This window comes from Phycisphaerae bacterium (assembly GCA_019636475.1).
Lineage (GTDB): Bacteria > Planctomycetota > Phycisphaerae > UBA1845 > UTPLA1 > JADJRI01.
Genome location: JAHBXN010000003.1, coordinates 451810 through 467734 on the forward strand (window position 1 = coordinate 451810; position 15925 = coordinate 467734).

Genomic DNA, 15925 nt, shown 5'->3' on the forward strand with positions numbered 1-15925 from the left:
ATTCGTTTGTCACTGCCGCTTCTCCCTTCCGTCTCCCCCGATCTCGCCCTGAATGACGCCGCAGCGGAGCATCCGCGACCCGAAGTATGCGTTGTTAATGGTCGTGTCAGCCTGAAACCACTGCGCGCCCTTGTCGTCGAACGCCATGGGACAGAAGGCCCGGTAGATCGGCGTCGCCCGTGAATGACCGAACGTGCGGAGATACAATTCGATCGGCTCATTGACTTGGGGCAATCGCTCCCGAATTGCCGCGATTCCCGAATCGGCATCAAGTGTCGCGGCCTCGCCAATTGCCTTCATCAGCTCAGAAAAACGTGCCGCATCGGCAGGAGGCAATCCGAGTGCCCCTGTCGATTCATTATCCGTTCCAACGGATTTCCAGGCTTTTTCGGCTGATCCGCTGATCGCCGAGAGCGCCGCTCTCGCCCTCGCCACATCGTCTGCGGCGAGCGACTTCACAAGTTCGAGATATCCATCAATCACCGGGGCGGCGACGGCATGATAGGCCGCACCAGCCACTGCGCGCGAAACAACCGCCTTCGATAGTGCCGTTGTCGAGGCACCTCGTCCCATTGAATCGCCGCCGCTGGACCGGTTCCCAGCCTGCATCATGCTCGGCTTCGCATGAATCTGCATCGCCGAATCAATCTGGAGCGCGCCGCGCGTGACCACACGTTCGCCCTCGTTCAGCCCGGCCAATACCAGATACCAGTCACCCGCCCGCATCCCGAGCTGGACCTCGCGCCCCTCGAAGATCGGCCCGTCTTCCGTATCGTGCTCGACATAGACAACGGCACGCTCGCCGGTATGCAGCACGCTCGTCACCGGGATTGAAAGCACCTTCACCGACCCGGCCTGTGACGCGGCATATCCCAGCGACTCCGCCAGCACCAGCGCCATTCCGCACTGGTCGCACTTGCCCGGCCCGTCTCGGACAACCTCCAAATGCATGGGACAGACATATTTGCCGGCCAGTTCGTTTCCAAGCACATTCCCGCCTTCCCCCAGCTCCACATGCACCTTGGCCCGCACGAACATCCCCGGGCGCAACGACATATCGTCATTCGACACGTTCACACGCACCCTGACCGTCCGAGTCGAATCGGTTAACACCGGATCGATGAAGGAAATCGGCTCTTTCATGGATCGTCCCGCGAATGCCTCTGCTTCGAATTCGACCATCTGTCCATGCCGCAGGTATTGCACGTCGGATTCGTATGCGTCCAGCATCACCCACACGCGCGTCACATCAACCACTGTGAAGAGTCGCGTTCCCGTCTCGACATACATCCCCTGATATCCGAGCTTCTCCAGCACCCAGCCGGTCACCGGCGCATCGATCCGCATGTGATCGGAGGCCTTGCCATCGCGTTCCAGTCGCTGAATTTCATCGCTGGGAATGCCCCACAATTCCAGCTTTCGACGGGCGGCCTCAAGCACCGTGTCCGCGGGACGCGGCCCGGCAGGCAACTCGTCCGCTCCGCCCGCCGGCGACATGCGATCCCGGCCGCCGGCCTGTCTGACCCGGGCAAGCGCCAGCAGGTATTCCCGCTGCGCGACCAACAGTTCCGGACTGTACAATTCGGCGAGATGGTCGCCCTTGCGAACCAGTATGCCGGTGTAATCGACGAACAACCGATCGATTCGCCCCGCTACATAACTGCTGAGATAGGTCGCGCGAGTTTCATCGAGCGCCACCTTGCCCACCAGGCGAATCTCGTGCGTCAGTTCCCGCGCTTCCGCGGCGGTCGTTTCCACGCGTGCCAGAACCCGCGCCCGTTCCGAAAGCGACATGCGAGCGGCAGATGCATCGCCATCGTCGGACGTGACCGGCACCAGATCCATGAAGCAGATCGGACACTGACCGAACTGCGGAAGGCGAACGTTCGGATGCATCGAACAGGTCCAGATCGTTGGCTTCGATCCATCTGCGACAGCCTCGCCCCCAGCGTGACTCGCGCCGTCCGTTGACGAACATCGTCCAACCATGAAAGCCGTGGCAAGCAGGATCATGAGCGCGAGGCTCACCACCAATTGATTGCGCCGAACGGAATAAAGCATCCCAATCGGCCAGGAGCGCGGCCGCTCCGCGTCTCGGTTATTCGCCGTCATCTGTCACCTCGTTGTCTTCAACACGATCGCCACCGTCCGCCACGTTTGAACGCTCCCCCTGATCCATTCGTGCAATGCCCATGGCGCCACCGACCGCACGCTCAAGCTCGGCCTCGATCAAGAGGCAATCTCGAAGAAACTCGAGCATCTTCTGGCGCGTGGCGATCGCATCCTCCTGGGTTCGCAGATAGATCGTCAGATCGGTCTGCCCCGAAATATAGGATTCCCGCGCGAGTTCCAGATTCCGCTCCACTTCCGGCATGATGACATCACGGAACAACCGAAGCTGACCGTACGCATCGACCTGCCGAGCAAGCAACGTGCGGACGTCCTTGACGATTGACTGAAGCAGGTCATCGTAAGACGCCAGTCGCTGGCGATACTCATGAATCGCTCGAGCGGTCTGCGCCTGGCCCCAATCGAAGATCGGCAATTCGAATTCGATCATCGGCCCAAGAGTGTAGGTAACGTCGCGTGTCGGCCGAGGCATCGGCGCGATCTGCGAGACAGGCGGCCCCATCTGCTGCATTCCTCGACCGCCGTTCATCCCATTCGACAGACCTCTGACAAAGCCGCTCGCCGCAGCATCCGATGCCCGCGCTCGCAGGCTCGCGCCGCGCGTCCGTCCACGGGGTGACCGTTCGAAGGTGAACCCCAACGCCAGGTCAGGCCATCCCTCCCGCCGCGCGAGCTTGACCTTGCTCAGCGCGCTTTCCGCCACCCACTCCGCGCTCTTCAGGTCCAGACGCTGATCGGATGCCAGCAGCACAAGTTCCACTTCGTCACGGGGCGGTGGCGAGCGATCGGCGATTTCCTGGAGAGGTCGCACCGCCCATGAGACCGGTGCATCGGCCGCCCCCATCAGGGCAAGCAGTTGGTACTTCTTCTCCGCAAGTTCGGTCTGCATCGCGAGGCGCTCGGACTGCAATCGCTCCTCCCGAATGCGCGAAAGATTCACCTCGACCTGACTGGACTGCCCGGCCTGCGAGCGCGCCTGAATGATGCTGGTAGATTCCGACACGAGTTCGATATTCTCGCGAATCAACTCAATCGCCCGCTGGGCATACTGCACTTCCACATATGCCGTCTTCGCCGCCTTCACGGTGTCGACCGCGCGATCCGCTGAGCGGAGCACTGCCTCCTGCAGTGCCGCGGACGCCACTTTCCTCCGGACCGGGATCAACCAGAGATCTTGCAGCGGTTGCATCGGCAGCGCGCCGCCGCGGAGCATCACACGGCCGCCTCCTGACGGGAACATCATCATGAAGTTGAACACCGGATTCGACATGAGACCCGCCTGCACCAGTTCCGCGTCGGCCTGCCCGATGAATTCGAGGTCCGCGCGCAGCGCACGATTGTTGCGCAACGCCGTCGCGATCACGGTTTCCGGATCGAGCATTACCACTTGACGAAGACCATTCGCCGTCTCATCCCACGGCGATTCCCAATCCGGCACAATGCCGGTTCGCGATTCGACCCATTCGGCAGCCTTCTGGTATTGCGACGTGGTGTCTGGACCCTGACATCCGGCCGCGGAACAGAAGCACACCACGCCTGTCATCACCGGCCGGAAATTCCGAAGTCTGGAATTCATTTCCGTTGCTCCCTCGATGCCAGATATCTCTCCGACTGTAATCGCCCTCTTCCCTGCGAAGGCTCGCCTTCAGACTTATGTCGAATCCGACAGTCCACGCCTATTCCGGCGCATCGCACCGACCAGATGGCGCGGGTTACGTCGCACCAGCCACTCGAAACATTGGTCCGATTCATGCCGGAGCCGCTATCGGAAAATCGCGTCGGCGAATGCCGCGAGCGCGACCAACCGTGACGGACATGACCGCTCGCTCAGCAGACCTACGCGACGCGCGCGTTGTGGTCACGGCAGCAATTGCATTCAAATTGTCAGGAGAAAGGTATGAAGAAAGGCGATCGACTCAGGCGGCGGTTGGCCCTGACATGGAGCCGTGCAATCACTCAGCGCCGACGGCGGCACTACCGCGCGAAGTGACGCATGGAAACTGGCGACATCGAGAATCCGGACGGAGGTCGTCGAGTTCACCGGCGGCGGAATGGACGGCGAATCGCACGTGCAGACATTGAATCGAGTTTCGCCCGGCCGGTCCGCCTGATCCGATCGCCGGTTCCGGCTGTCCGCACTGCCGGGCGCAGGCTTGCAACCGCAGGCACATGACACATTCGTCGCGCAGCAGCAGCATGCCGTGGCCGCCTCCATCTTGGCCGATCGAGAGATGGGTGTGTTCGGCAGGACCGACACAAGAGCCAGGAGATGGGCGATCAGAATTCGCATCCCATTAGATTACCCAAATGACGGGCTGATTCAAAGGCTGAGATTGGTTCCATCCCGGCCCGGAACGATCAATTTCCGATGGGTTGACGCCGTGCAACCGCAGTGTATTCTTTCGAGTCTGCTTAGTGCGGAATGCAACGCACCAACGCACCGCCGAATGTAAGAGGCTAACCCCCATCGGCGAACGTATAAGAACTTGGCCGGGCGTGTGTCCGAGTGGCCAAAGGAGACGGGCTGTAAACCCGTTGGCTTACGCCTACGCTGGTTCGAATCCAGCCGCGCCCATGAAAGAAATACACGAATTTCCGGTGTCCCCCGCCGCGCGTTCTGCGGCGACGCCCATTCTCGCATGAGGATGAATCTCCCCAACCAGATTACGGTCGGCCGATTCTTCCTGGCGGTGATCGTCCTCATTCTGCTCGCCTCGTTTTCATGGGACCAGCGCGAATCGCAGCGATGGATGATTCATGCCGCATTCTGGCTGTTCATCGTCGCGGCGCTGTCCGACATCCTCGACGGGTATCTCGCCCGCCGGCAAAACCAGGTCACGGCTTTTGGCCGAATTCTCGACCCCTTCGCCGACAAGATGCTGGTCCTTGGCTCGTACATTCTTCTTCTCGGCAGCGGTTTTCGAGACGCTTCCGGTGCCATCGTTACGGGCCTTTCCGCGTGGATGGTTGTGATTGTGGTGGCACGCGAGCTGCTCGTTTCAGGACTTCGCGGATTCAGCGAGGCCAAGGGCAAGGCGTTCGGCGCGAATTGGTGGGGCAAGATCAAAATGCTGCTACAGAGCATCTGTCTGGGTTGGATCCTGCAAAGCATGAGCGGCCTGCGCGATTGCGGAGCATTCGTCTCGGCCCGCCCCTATGCGATCTACACGATGGTACTCTTCACGGCGCTCAGTGCCGTCAGCTATGTCCTTGCTTCGCGCGAAGCCCTGATGGAGCAGTCGCGTGACTGACCTGTTCAAGGCCGTAATTCTCGGCATCATCGAGGGCTTGACCGAGTTCGTTCCAGTGTCAAGTACGGGACACCTCGTGCTTGCCATGCCCTGGCTGGGCATCGACGAAAACGCACCACCCTGGAAGGCGTTCCTGTATTTCATTCAAATTGGTGCGATCCTTGCCGTACTCATCTACTTCGCCAGGCCCCTCGTTCGCGAGCTGCTTTCAAAGCCGAGTCGCGGCTGGACGTCGCACATGATGACCAAGATTGTCATCGGCGTCATTCCCGGCGGTCTGGCGGGCGTGCTGCTGAATGACTACATGGAGAACCTTTTGGAGTGGGAGGCGCCGGTGGCGGTCGCGCTGATCGTCGGAGGCGTCGCGATGTGGGGCATCGAATCACGGTTCCGCCGGGAAGAGGGGCCGACCGTGGAAACAATGACAATTCGCCAGGCGCTGTACGTCGGCCTCGCCCAGTGCGTCGCGATTGTCCCCGGCACCAGCCGATCCATGGCCACGATCATGGGCGGCTTGATCGTCGGGCTTCCGGCCGCCACGGCGGCGCAGTTTTCTTTCTATCTCGCGATCCCGATACTATTCGGAGCCGGGCTGCTCCGCGTCATCAAGCATCCGGAGGCGATCGTCGGCAATCATTTATATGTGATGCTCGTCGGGTTCTTCGTTTCATTCGTCGTGGCGTGGTTCGTGGTGGCGGGTTTCATGCGGTATATCCAGCGACGGAGTCTGAAGCCGTTTGCGATTTATCGCATCCTGCTTGGAGTCGCGGTGCTGGCCGTGTGGCTGATCAGCGGCTGAACGCCTCCCCCTGCCGGCAGCACCCTCCAACCTGCAAGTCGCAGTGACCCAAATCCAGAAAAAATCCAGATTCGTCAGTCCGCGGGCGCCGCCTCGTACGTGCTAAATGCGGGTAGTGTGAAATTTTTACGCACGAAGACTAACCTTTGGGGTGAGGCGAGGTCTATGGATAGGTCCGATCCGCGGGGATCGGCCCTCCGTTCGATGCGACGATCGGCACGCCGGAGGGTTCTCATTTCACAGTTCTGAACAAGGAGAAACGAACATGATCGCTGGCAAATGGAAACTGGCATTGGGAGTGGCGGCCGCCGTCCTCATGATGGCTGCTTTCAATCCCGCTGAGGCCCGGGCGGGAGATCATCACCGCCGAAGCCGCTCGTTCGGAGTGTATTACAACTCCGGGTATCGCGGTGACTGCGCGCCACGTGGCGGCTACTATCGCTCCGGCTACGTCAGTCGAAGCTACGGTGGCTTTGGTGGGTACTACGGCGGATACAGCTACCGGAGCTACGGCTACAGCTCATGTGGGCCGCGATACTACGCACCTCGGCCGATTTGCGCGCCGCGGATCGTCTATTCGCGCCCCGGCTGCTGGTAATTCGACAACCTTCAATCAGAAGCGATCAGATCGACCTTTGTTGAAAATCGGCGCGTCCGATGACTTTCAGTCATCGGTAGCTCCGATAAAAAGACTGGGCGAGCCGCCGAGACATTCGACGGCTCGCCCTTCTTGCATTATGGCATGCAGCATTTGGTACATGAAACAGCCCCGCCGACACCATGCCGGAGGGGCTGTTCCAATTCGCAATTCATGCCGCCTTTACAGGCCGAAGATCGCGAGAACCGCGTTAATCACTCCACTAACGACACCCCAGAGATCCCCAAAGATGCCCTGAAGTAACGCAATTAAGTCGCTGACTACCGGAATCATGCAAGTCTCCTCATTGAGCCCGGATCGCTGCAATGTTCCGACACATCGTCGGAAGCACAAATAGGGTTAACGGCAAAAATCATGCCAAAACCACAGTTGCGACTCCTATCGATGGCGAAGGCCTTATTATGGAAACCAATGGGTATTTCTACCCATACTACCGATACAAAATGACTGGTTAGCACCCAATCCACGGTCTCCTGGATCTGCAAACTCCAGAATTAACGATCCTTAATCTATTTTTGACAGATGATTGAGTACTCCGGACCGATCGCAATCGTGGTCATGTTAGCCGTCATCTCGAGATCTGGAATCAGGTCATTCGCGATAACTGCGTAATAATACCCGATTAAGAGCCGGCTGATATTCTGATCGGGTCCAAAGTCAATAATCCGGACATTATTCCGCCGGGAGAGGTACTTCCCACCCAGAAAGGTCAGCTTCAGGTTATATCCATTCCGGCAGATACACGCGACGTCCCGGCTTTCCGGTAGCTCAAGAGCCAACTGACTGGCAAATCGTGTAGCGTCGCTCATCCGCTTGCACGACTTTTGTTCCATGACGGGCATGGATGCGACGACCTGGGTCCATTCTGCAACGCAGAGAAGCAGGATTGCTGTCGCCGCACTTCGACCGACCCAGGCCCGTCGAGGCATGACCCGACTTAAGAGCGCAATTCCGAACCAGAGGATTACGCCCAGAATGATCGGCGTCAGCGGCACGAGCAATCGAACACCCTCGTCCCATGGCCAAAGTGAAAGCACCCCGAGTACTACCAGCAGGTACGCCTCGGTCGGACTTCGATACCGAAGCACCCGATACCCCGCCACCGCAATAACGATCAGCGCGACAAGGGCCGTGGTGATGCCGGCCCACGGCTTTTGAAATGCCCGCCAAAGAAGCTGATTGGGGATCACTGCACGTTTCAAATCGGCCAGTCGGTCGCCGCCGAATCGAATCAACCGCTGCCCCTGAAGCGTCAGACCGGTTGCAGTGGTCTGCTCCGCGGCGCGCGGTTGGAACCACATTCGACCGTAGCCATCCTGATCCGCGTATGCGCTCTGACGGATGTGCCACATTGCCGGCATCGACGACGCGGTGAGCAGAAAGATCAAAATCGCAATAAGTCGGTCCCGCTTTGGCAGCCTGAAGTTCGTCAATATCACGATCGCACCGATCGGCACGAGCGCCGCGCCGATCGTTCGCACCATCACGGCGACTCCCGCGAGCGCGCCACACACCGCGTGTGCGCGCCAGCGCGGCATCCGGGCTCGACCCATTCGGTCTATGAGGATCAGCACGCCCAGTTCGATTGGCAGAAACACCATCTCGGACAGGCAAGTTGCGGCCTGAAGGAGCATCGGCCCATTCAATGAAACGAGCAAGCCAACCAGCGATGCCGCGCGCCGGCCGAGCATGGGCGTCAGCAGCACCGCTGACAGTACCGACGTCGCGATGAAACAGATCGCAAGCAGCAAACGAATGGCTAACAAAGGTGGATCGCCAAAAAGGAGGAGCGGCGTCAGCAGAACCGGGAAACCCGGCGGCCGCATCAAGTAGGCATCGGGGAAACGCCCCGATTCATAGAGAGATCGGGCCGATGTGAGGTAATCGAAGCTATCCGGTGTAAGTGAACACCATCCGCCAAGGGTCGGCCAGATTGTGACAACCGACAACAGCATCGCCGGCAGCCATACAGGAATCCGATCGATCGTTGCGACGGCCGGCCGGAATGTGTCGCCGGCGGCTTCCGCGTGCCGCCCATTCGCGGCCGTGTGCCTCCTGGCGCCCGGCGTCGCGCCCTTTAGACTGATGACCGTCGCGTTTTCGTACAAATGAGCTCCGCATCCGGCGATCGTTTTCAGGCGACTTGAACGCTCGCCCACTCAGCCGCAGCCACCCTCATTCATCGGCAGACCAGCAGACCGTCTGATATGCCGACCCGGATGCTCTGCGTAATTTCCGGTCAGAGGACGGAGTCTAGCCCGTAATGGCGACTAGAATGATGCTCGAACATGGCAAGCGGAGAATTCATCGATGATTGATCATGCCCGGATTCAGACTCTAGGCCAGCTCAAAGCGGCCGGCTGGAAATCAAAGTCTGTCAAGCAAGAACTGCATGACAACCTGCTCCGCCTGCTTGCCGCTCGCGAAGACTTGTTTCCCGGCATCATCGGCTATTCGGACACGGTCATACCGGAGATCTGCATCGCCCTCCTCGCCAGGCACGACATGCTCTTTCTGGGTGAGAAAGGCCAAGCCAAAAGCCGCCTCATGCGCGGGCTGATCCGCCTGCTCGATCCATACATCCCCTATGTCGCTGGAAGCGAATTGCATGACGATCCGCTGCACCCGATGACCAGGCAAGCCAGGCGATTGATCGCCGCAGAGGGTGACGCAACGCCGATTGCGTGGTGGCCTCGGGAGGAGCGATACGCCGAACGACTGGCGCCCGGCACGAAGTTCGCCGACCTGATCGGGGAAATCGATCCCTCCAAGCTTGCGGCCGGCACCAGCATGAGCGCTGAGGACGCGCTCCATTTCGGCCTGATCCCGCGAATGCACCGCGGCATCTTTGCGATGAACGAGGTTCCCGAGCTGGACGAGCTCGTCCAGGTCGGCCTGTTCAATATCCTCGAAGAGCGCGATGTTCAGATTCGCGGCTACCCCGTCCGGTTTGACATCGACGTGGTGATTCTTTTTTCCGCGAACCCATCAACCTACAACCGCAGCGGAAAGGTCATTCCCCAGTTGAAGGACCGCATCGGTTCGTTAATTCGAACGCACTATCCGCGCGAGCGAGAGATTGGAATCGCGATCATGGAGCAAGAGGCCGGGTTGGAGACCGATAAGGGGAACTTCCCGGTTCGCGTGCCGCTCTTCATGAAGGAAATCTGCGAGCAGGTCACCATCGAAGCCCGCAAGAGCGATTTTGTCGATGCACAATCCGGCGTGAGCGCCCGGCTGAGCATTTCCAACTATCGAACCATGATCGCCAGTGCGCGGCGGCGCGCGGCCCTTCTTGGCGAGCCACTGGCCGTGCCGCGAATCTCCGATCTCGCACACATCGGTTCCTCGTCGCTTGGCAAATTGGAGCTAGACCTGATGAGCAGCCACCAGATGACGGAGTCACAGGTCATTGAGGCCGTGCAGGTCGCGGCGATTCGAAAGGTTTTCGACGAGTATTGCGACGAACACGGAATCGAGGAGATTTCTTCAATCTTCGGCAAGGGCGTTTCGATCGAAGTGGGTGACCTGCTTCCTTCGAGCGCGTACGCCGAGCGACTCAAGCGGGTGCCGCCGGCGTGGGACAAGGCGTTCGAGGTCAACAATTCCAGCGATCCGGCGATGCGTGCGAGTTGCGTCGAATTTATTCTCGCCGGACTGTTTGCTCATGAAAAAATCTCGCGATCCGCACGACATGGCCGAGTGACGTTCGAGACCTGATTCCTCAAAACGGTCCCGATCAATGCACATGTTCGTTCGCGCCACGCCCTGCTGCGTACGCAGCCACCCCGCGGCCGCAGGGAATCGCTTTGAATTCTCCAAGGATCGCCAGCACCGCCGCTTCGGGTTGGCAGGTGGGCCTGCCGGAAGATTCCGACAAAGAATATCCTTTTCAGTCAGACAAATCGCCAAGGAAGATTGCCCGCCAGAATCCTGTCCGTGGCAGAACGGCAGGTAAACGGTGAGGGCCTTGCCCGCTGACGGCCGCCAAATTGCCGAATTTCTCCCCCACGCCCGCGAGAATTTCCCCCCATTTATGCCGATAAAAGTCCAGTGCACCACTTACGTCGACATTCACCGGATTCATAATCCTCGGGGAAATTTCTATGAACTGGCTCGCCGTCACGTTCACGCTCCTTTTGCTAAATCAAGATCCCGTCGCGGCTGCTAAGCCGGCAGACGGAACGGAACAGAAAATAGTCAATTCCGCTGAGTCCGTGACGATTGAATTGCGCCCCGGTTCCAGCACTTCGACCGAAAGCGCTCCACGTTTCACGGCACGGTTTGCGCCGGAAACGCTGGCTGCCATCCTTGAGCAAACCGACGCTCCCCTCCCCGTCCGTCTCGGCAATGAGCGTGCGGCGATGCACGCGGCCGTGGAGAAGGTCAACATGACCGCTCTGCTCGATGAAATGCTCCCTTATCTCACCACCAACTTCGCGGACAAGTTCGTCCCGGACCGCGATGTGATCATCCGGGTGGTTCCCGAATCGCGGCAAATCGCGGTGGACGCGGCGGACCTGTTCGCCAAGCCGTACATCGGCCCGCAACATGAGGTGATCGGGTTTCTGGTACATGACGTCACCGAGGCTGAATATCGGGCCGCCGCGCTGCGGACGATTCATCGCGCCCGTCAGATTCTCGAAGGCGGCGATCCGGGGATGGATCGCACGACTCCGGAATACTGGAAGTGGCTTGCGGATCAGGAACTGAATCAGATCCGCGACGCTCGCAGACGCGGAGACCTCGCCGAAGTTGAGAAAAAGGAGATTCGCCAGCGCATCGCCAAATCACTGGGGCTGGCGGACGGAGGCGACCCCGCTACCGCGCCGAACTGGCTCAAGGAATCGCGTCGTTTCAGTTACATCATTCGCAACGGCGAATTCATCGAGCGGCTTCGCCCGCTGGTTCAGCGCATCAACCGCGAAATGGAAATCGCCGGATTCGCCGCGCCGGCCGGTCTCGATCGTTCGGGCATCTACTTCGATCCGGACATCGGGGATGTCGACATCGTGCTGCCTCGGGACATGCTGATCGAGTTCCTTTCCGCCGCTGATGAGTTTGAACGGCGCATGGCCGAAGACGCGATCATCAGCATCGAAGCGGTGCGATTGACGGACCGCGAGATCGTCGAAGGAGCGATCGCGTCGCGCGTGTCCGCCCAGGTTCAGGGCGTACACGACGCCAAGCGATTCAAGCGCAGTTCGGTCTTCCGGGAACTTGGGTTGAATTCGCTGCTCGCGGTCGCAAATCAGCAGTTGACGGTGCAGACGCTATCGGGGGTCGCGGCCGGCACGCTTCCGGCCGGCACGCCACCGATCACAATCGCACCGCCGACCTTGCCGCCGATTCGAGTCGGCACGGAGGTGACGACGCTTGGGAGTACCTTCTCCGTCGGCGCCGACGACGTATTTTTTGACGGGCGCGAGCAGGTCACGGGTTTCAGTTATATCGGTCCCGACGGAATCGCACACACGCTGACCACTGAAGTCGTGGACAGCATGCGGGAGTTGTGGGAACGAATCGAACGAAACCTGATTGTCCACAAGATCAAGAAGACCGGCACACTCACGGAGTTTTCCGTTCCGGTCGGACCAAACACCCGCACCTATAAGGGCATCGCGGCGCTGATTTCCCAGGAGAATCAGCAGCTCATCGTGGCGACCGGCACCGGCGCAATTAGTGAAATAAAAGCGACGGCCGGTACATGGCTTGTCGTCGAGGACTTCGTCATCGCCCCCATCCCCGGATCGTCCACGACGCTGACGCGCGAGGAAAAAGAAGAGTTCCGCCTGAAGGTGCTGCTTACCATGTTTCTGCGCGATCCGTTTGTCTCGCCGGACATCAAGCGCGATCTATTGAGCATGAGCTCGCGGACCGCATTGCAGGCACGGCTGGACGACCTGATCGAGGAGCGCGGCTCGAAGTTTCTGCGACCGAGCGATCCGCGTCGGACGTACGCCATCGTTTTCGCCGAACGCCTTCGCACGACGCTTGGCGACAAGGAATTCGAAAAGAAAGAGCAGAATTCCACAATTACGCTCACCTTCTTTTCGAGTCAGGGTAACATCGTCCAATCGCCCGGCACCACGCAGCTTGGCGATGCCAACGACCTGACATCATTCACGACGGTTCTCTCGCCCAACAATGTGACGCCCATTTCGTCCTTCTTCACCAAGTCAGGCAACGGCCTCGAGGGCAGTTCCATCCTCACCGATATGGAGCGGGGCGAACGGCAAAACAGCGAAAAAAGCATGACCCACCTGCTCATTCGCTCGCGGTTTCCGACGCGTGAACGCGAGTTGTCCGATCGCGTAGAGGGCCGAAACCTCGGATATTACGAGCTGCCGCTGCAGAAACGGCCGTCGTCCGATGTGGACGTCCCCTTCCTGTCCAGCTCTGAGCATCCATGCGAGCGGCTCGCCAAGCTGCGATTCGGGCTGAGCTTCCCGGTTCTCGATCCCACGCGGGTCAAGCGGCCGTTCAACCGGGTAAACCCCAATCGTTTTCCCGGGGACATTTCTCCCAAAGCCTGGGAAACGGCCACGACGCGAATGCTGATGAACCGTCGAATGATCGCCGACGCGGGCGGCGCGCGCAAGGGCCTTCAGACGGACTTTGTCAGCCGATTCGTCACTGAAGTTCGATCGCTGCTGGAGTACGACGAAGACTTCTTTCCAGCGCCGAGCGTTTCTTTGCGAAACATGGGTCACTGGAACGACGCCGATCGGATCATCACTGCACTGAACAACAGTCCCAGTCGATTTGCGCTGGATCAGCTCGTGAAGATTGTCGACGAACTTGGCGCGGAACTGATTCCTGACGAGTATGCGAACCAGTACCTGGCCTACTCGCCATCGGTCGGCTGGTTCCAACGCCGCAGACTATATCCCCTCACCGAGGAAATGATCTGGCACATCCGTCGCGACGCAGCCATTCACTTTCTGCGATTTCGCGAGGCCTACGGCGATTCATTCCTTGAGGCCGTCTCGACCATCCTCAAACTTGGCACATATCGCTCGACCGACAATCATATCCTGACGACCGGCCCCCTCCGCGGCTATCGCGACCTGGTGCTGTTCGATCAGAGCGGCAGCATTCACTCCGACCCCGAACTCTACAAAGCCGCGTACGACAGCTTCCTTTTCCTGAAGGACGGCGGATATGTCGGACGGATGTTTGAGAAGTCGCGGGTCGAGTTGGAGGATTTGCCGAAATCACATCGTGCGCTGATGTTCAGAGGCGAAGAGATTCTCTCCACCGTCGAGTACGATGCACATTACCATCGTTAGAAGTTGCGAAGAAGTCGTCTGCCGTGAGGCGGCTGACCACATCCTGAGTTGTTCACCACAGTGTCGTCGATTGAAAGATTGATCGGCGAAGGTTCAGGGACACCTGATGTAGGATTTGCTGGGACCGTCCAACTAAGTCGGTCCCGATTCTGGAGGCTGAAAAATGTTCTTGCCCGGATTTCTCCCCATCAACCTGCTGATCGATGGCCTGTTCGGCTCGGTACTGGGATTGCTGTTTATTCCGTCGCTGATCTCGTTTGGCGTGACATCGCTGATGAGCCTGTTTCAGATTTTCTTCCCGGCGGAGATGCCTGCCGTGACCGCCTGAGGCTCGGCAGCATCTTCCATATCGACGCGACGAGCGGCGAGTGTTTCGCTGACTGTGTGCTAGAACTGGCTTTCAAGCACACTCTTGGTCAGGGTATTGGCCCAGACCTCGCCGGTGTCGGGATTGTAGCACCAGCCGCCGTCAGAGCCGACGATTGTCCCGCTTGTCTCACCTGTCGCATCGACGACATTGTTCTTCGTTGCGCCGCCATCAAATGGATTGTCCGGCACACCGTCGCGCAGGATCGTTCCGGCCGTTTCCAGTTCGGTGATGGTTGGAAATCGCGCGACCGCCCCGCCGGCATCGGTGGTCGACCATGCGCGGAAATTCGCGATGCCGGCGCGCATCGCGCCGACCGCGCCTTTGCATGTGGATTTCATGGCGTCAATCTTGTAATCCAGGAACATGGGCACCGCGACGACCGACAGAATCCCGATGATGACAATCACCGTCACCAGTTCAATCAGCGTGAACGCGTGATTGCGCGTCCACGCCGGCCTGTGATGTCCACCCGGTTGCTTCATCGGTTTGCACCCTTCCTTGCTCGACGCGGCTCAGGCGATTTGACCAGAAACTCACCGGTCGAATTGCTCGGGTCTAGGTGCTCTCGGCTCCGTCGCATCGACCACGCCATGCGATTCGGACAATCCCCGGGCGGCGGCGCGAGGCCGACGTCGATTAAGCGATCCCGCGCCCACGTCGCGCAATTGCGACCGCCGCGCCAATCTCCAACTTGGTAAGGCATCCGGCTGTGTCGGCGGATCGAGCTTTCAAGCAGCCTCGCCGTGAGTGGGCAGACCCGATACGTCAGAACGTAATCGTAAGCGTGCGCAGAATCGTCGACCGCAATGCCTTGCGTTGGTGCCGAAAGCGGCCAGAGATAGTCCGACAGGCCGTGGTCATCGACATCCGTGCGGAAGCCAACACACGTCGCGCCGACGCACAGGAACGCGTGGCCGATGAAATTCACATCGTCCGTCTGCACTCGGAGTTCGACAGCCTCTAATTCGCAAGACGTGCATGATCGACCTGCGTCGTCGATAGCGATGCGATCATTGGGCATCGCCGCCGACTCAGTCGGCAAACCAACAAACCCGGACAGTTCATGGGCGGCAGCCGACGGTGGCGAGAAAATGCCCAGAAAGCCCTGCCACGCGGCGTAAGACGAAAAAGGGAGGACCGCCACAGAGATAGTCAGCATCCGAAACAGTCGATGCGCCCTCGTTCGAGCCATACTTGCACTCCAGCCCCGTGCATCGCTAGCCACACGAATCCGCCTGGCGATTTCGTCTCGTGGAGGTTTGATCCGGTCCAGGGCCCTGCGATCATTCAGGGCCCTCGACCGAGAAATCGGATTAACGGCTATTCTGTATTAATTCGAACCCGCAGGTTCCCAGAATATCCGCCCGCACGGCATTGTTTTTGCCGGAGAAGATATTGAATCGCCGCAAGGCGTTCATGGCGGTG

Annotated in this window: 12 protein-coding genes and 1 tRNA gene; 7 read left to right on the top strand and 6 right to left on the bottom strand. The window is 59.4% G+C overall.

Going from position 1 to position 15925, the window contains the following annotated elements; all coding sequences use genetic code 11:
- Positions 1-9: 9 nt before the first annotated feature.
- From KF841_07390 to KF841_07400, 3 genes are all read right to left on the bottom strand, one after another.
- Entirely contained in the window at positions 10-2112 is a 2103-nt protein-coding gene (locus tag KF841_07390) for an efflux RND transporter periplasmic adaptor subunit (GenBank protein ID MBX3395177.1), read from the bottom strand.
- Complete coding sequence (locus tag KF841_07395; GenBank protein ID MBX3395178.1) at positions 2099-3706, bottom strand: TolC family protein; 1608 nt, start codon at positions 3704-3706, stop codon at positions 2099-2101. Before KF841_07395 ends, KF841_07390 begins: the two co-directional genes overlap by 14 nt.
- A gap of 300 nt (positions 3707-4006) precedes the next feature.
- Complete coding sequence (locus tag KF841_07400) at positions 4007-4420, bottom strand: hypothetical protein (GenBank protein MBX3395179.1); 414 nt, start codon at positions 4418-4420, stop codon at positions 4007-4009.
- A 202-nt stretch (positions 4421-4622) separates the two neighbouring features.
- On the opposite strand from KF841_07400, the gene KF841_07405 reads away from it, so the two are divergent.
- The 4 genes from KF841_07405 to KF841_07420 all read left to right on the top strand — a co-directional run bounded on the left by KF841_07405 (position 4623) and on the right by KF841_07420 (position 6778).
- A tRNA-Tyr gene (locus KF841_07405) sits at positions 4623-4705 on the top strand.
- A gap of 64 nt (positions 4706-4769) precedes the next feature.
- Positions 4770-5381, top strand: a complete 612-nt coding sequence (gene pgsA, locus KF841_07410) for a CDP-diacylglycerol--glycerol-3-phosphate 3-phosphatidyltransferase (GenBank protein ID MBX3395180.1) — start codon at positions 4770-4772, stop codon at positions 5379-5381.
- Positions 5374-6180 (top strand): undecaprenyl-diphosphate phosphatase, encoded by an 807-nt coding sequence (locus KF841_07415; GenBank protein ID MBX3395181.1) that lies wholly within the window; start codon positions 5374-5376, stop codon positions 6178-6180. The genes pgsA and KF841_07415 overlap by 8 nt, the downstream gene beginning before the upstream one ends.
- A gap of 265 nt (positions 6181-6445) precedes the next feature.
- Positions 6446-6778 carry a hypothetical protein gene (locus tag KF841_07420; protein MBX3395182.1) on the top strand — a complete coding sequence of 111 codons (333 nt, stop codon included), beginning with the start codon at positions 6446-6448 and terminating at the stop codon, positions 6776-6778.
- A gap of 569 nt (positions 6779-7347) precedes the next feature.
- Here KF841_07420 and KF841_07425 read toward each other — a convergent pair.
- Positions 7348-8946 carry a hypothetical protein gene (locus KF841_07425; GenBank protein ID MBX3395183.1) on the bottom strand — a complete coding sequence of 533 codons (1599 nt, stop codon included), beginning with the start codon at positions 8944-8946 and terminating at the stop codon, positions 7348-7350.
- Between the two features lie 202 nt (positions 8947-9148).
- Here KF841_07425 and KF841_07430 point away from each other — a divergent pair, with 202 nt between their 5' ends.
- From KF841_07430 to KF841_07440, 3 genes are all read left to right on the top strand, one after another.
- A complete protein-coding gene (locus KF841_07430; GenBank protein MBX3395184.1) occupies positions 9149-10558 on the top strand; it encodes a magnesium chelatase in 1410 nt (469 codons plus the stop codon).
- Positions 10559-10944: 386 nt separating this feature from the next.
- On the top strand, positions 10945-14130 hold the full coding sequence (locus KF841_07435; GenBank protein MBX3395185.1) for a hypothetical protein: 3186 nt from the start codon (positions 10945-10947) through the stop codon (positions 14128-14130).
- A 163-nt stretch (positions 14131-14293) separates the two neighbouring features.
- Positions 14294-14458 carry a hypothetical protein gene (locus KF841_07440; protein ID MBX3395186.1) on the top strand — a complete coding sequence of 55 codons (165 nt, stop codon included), beginning with the start codon at positions 14294-14296 and terminating at the stop codon, positions 14456-14458.
- Between the two features lie 59 nt (positions 14459-14517).
- On the opposite strand, the gene KF841_07445 is transcribed toward KF841_07440, so the two are convergent.
- The gene (locus tag KF841_07445; protein MBX3395187.1) at positions 14518-14982 is read right to left on the bottom strand and encodes a prepilin-type N-terminal cleavage/methylation domain-containing protein; all 465 of its coding nucleotides are present in this window, start codon (positions 14980-14982) and stop codon (positions 14518-14520) included.
- Positions 14979-15692: a hypothetical protein gene (locus KF841_07450; protein ID MBX3395188.1), complete on the bottom strand. Its 714-nt coding sequence runs from the start codon at positions 15690-15692 to the stop codon at positions 14979-14981. The genes KF841_07445 and KF841_07450 overlap by 4 nt, the downstream gene beginning before the upstream one ends.
- Positions 15693-15925: the final 233 nt, after the last annotated feature.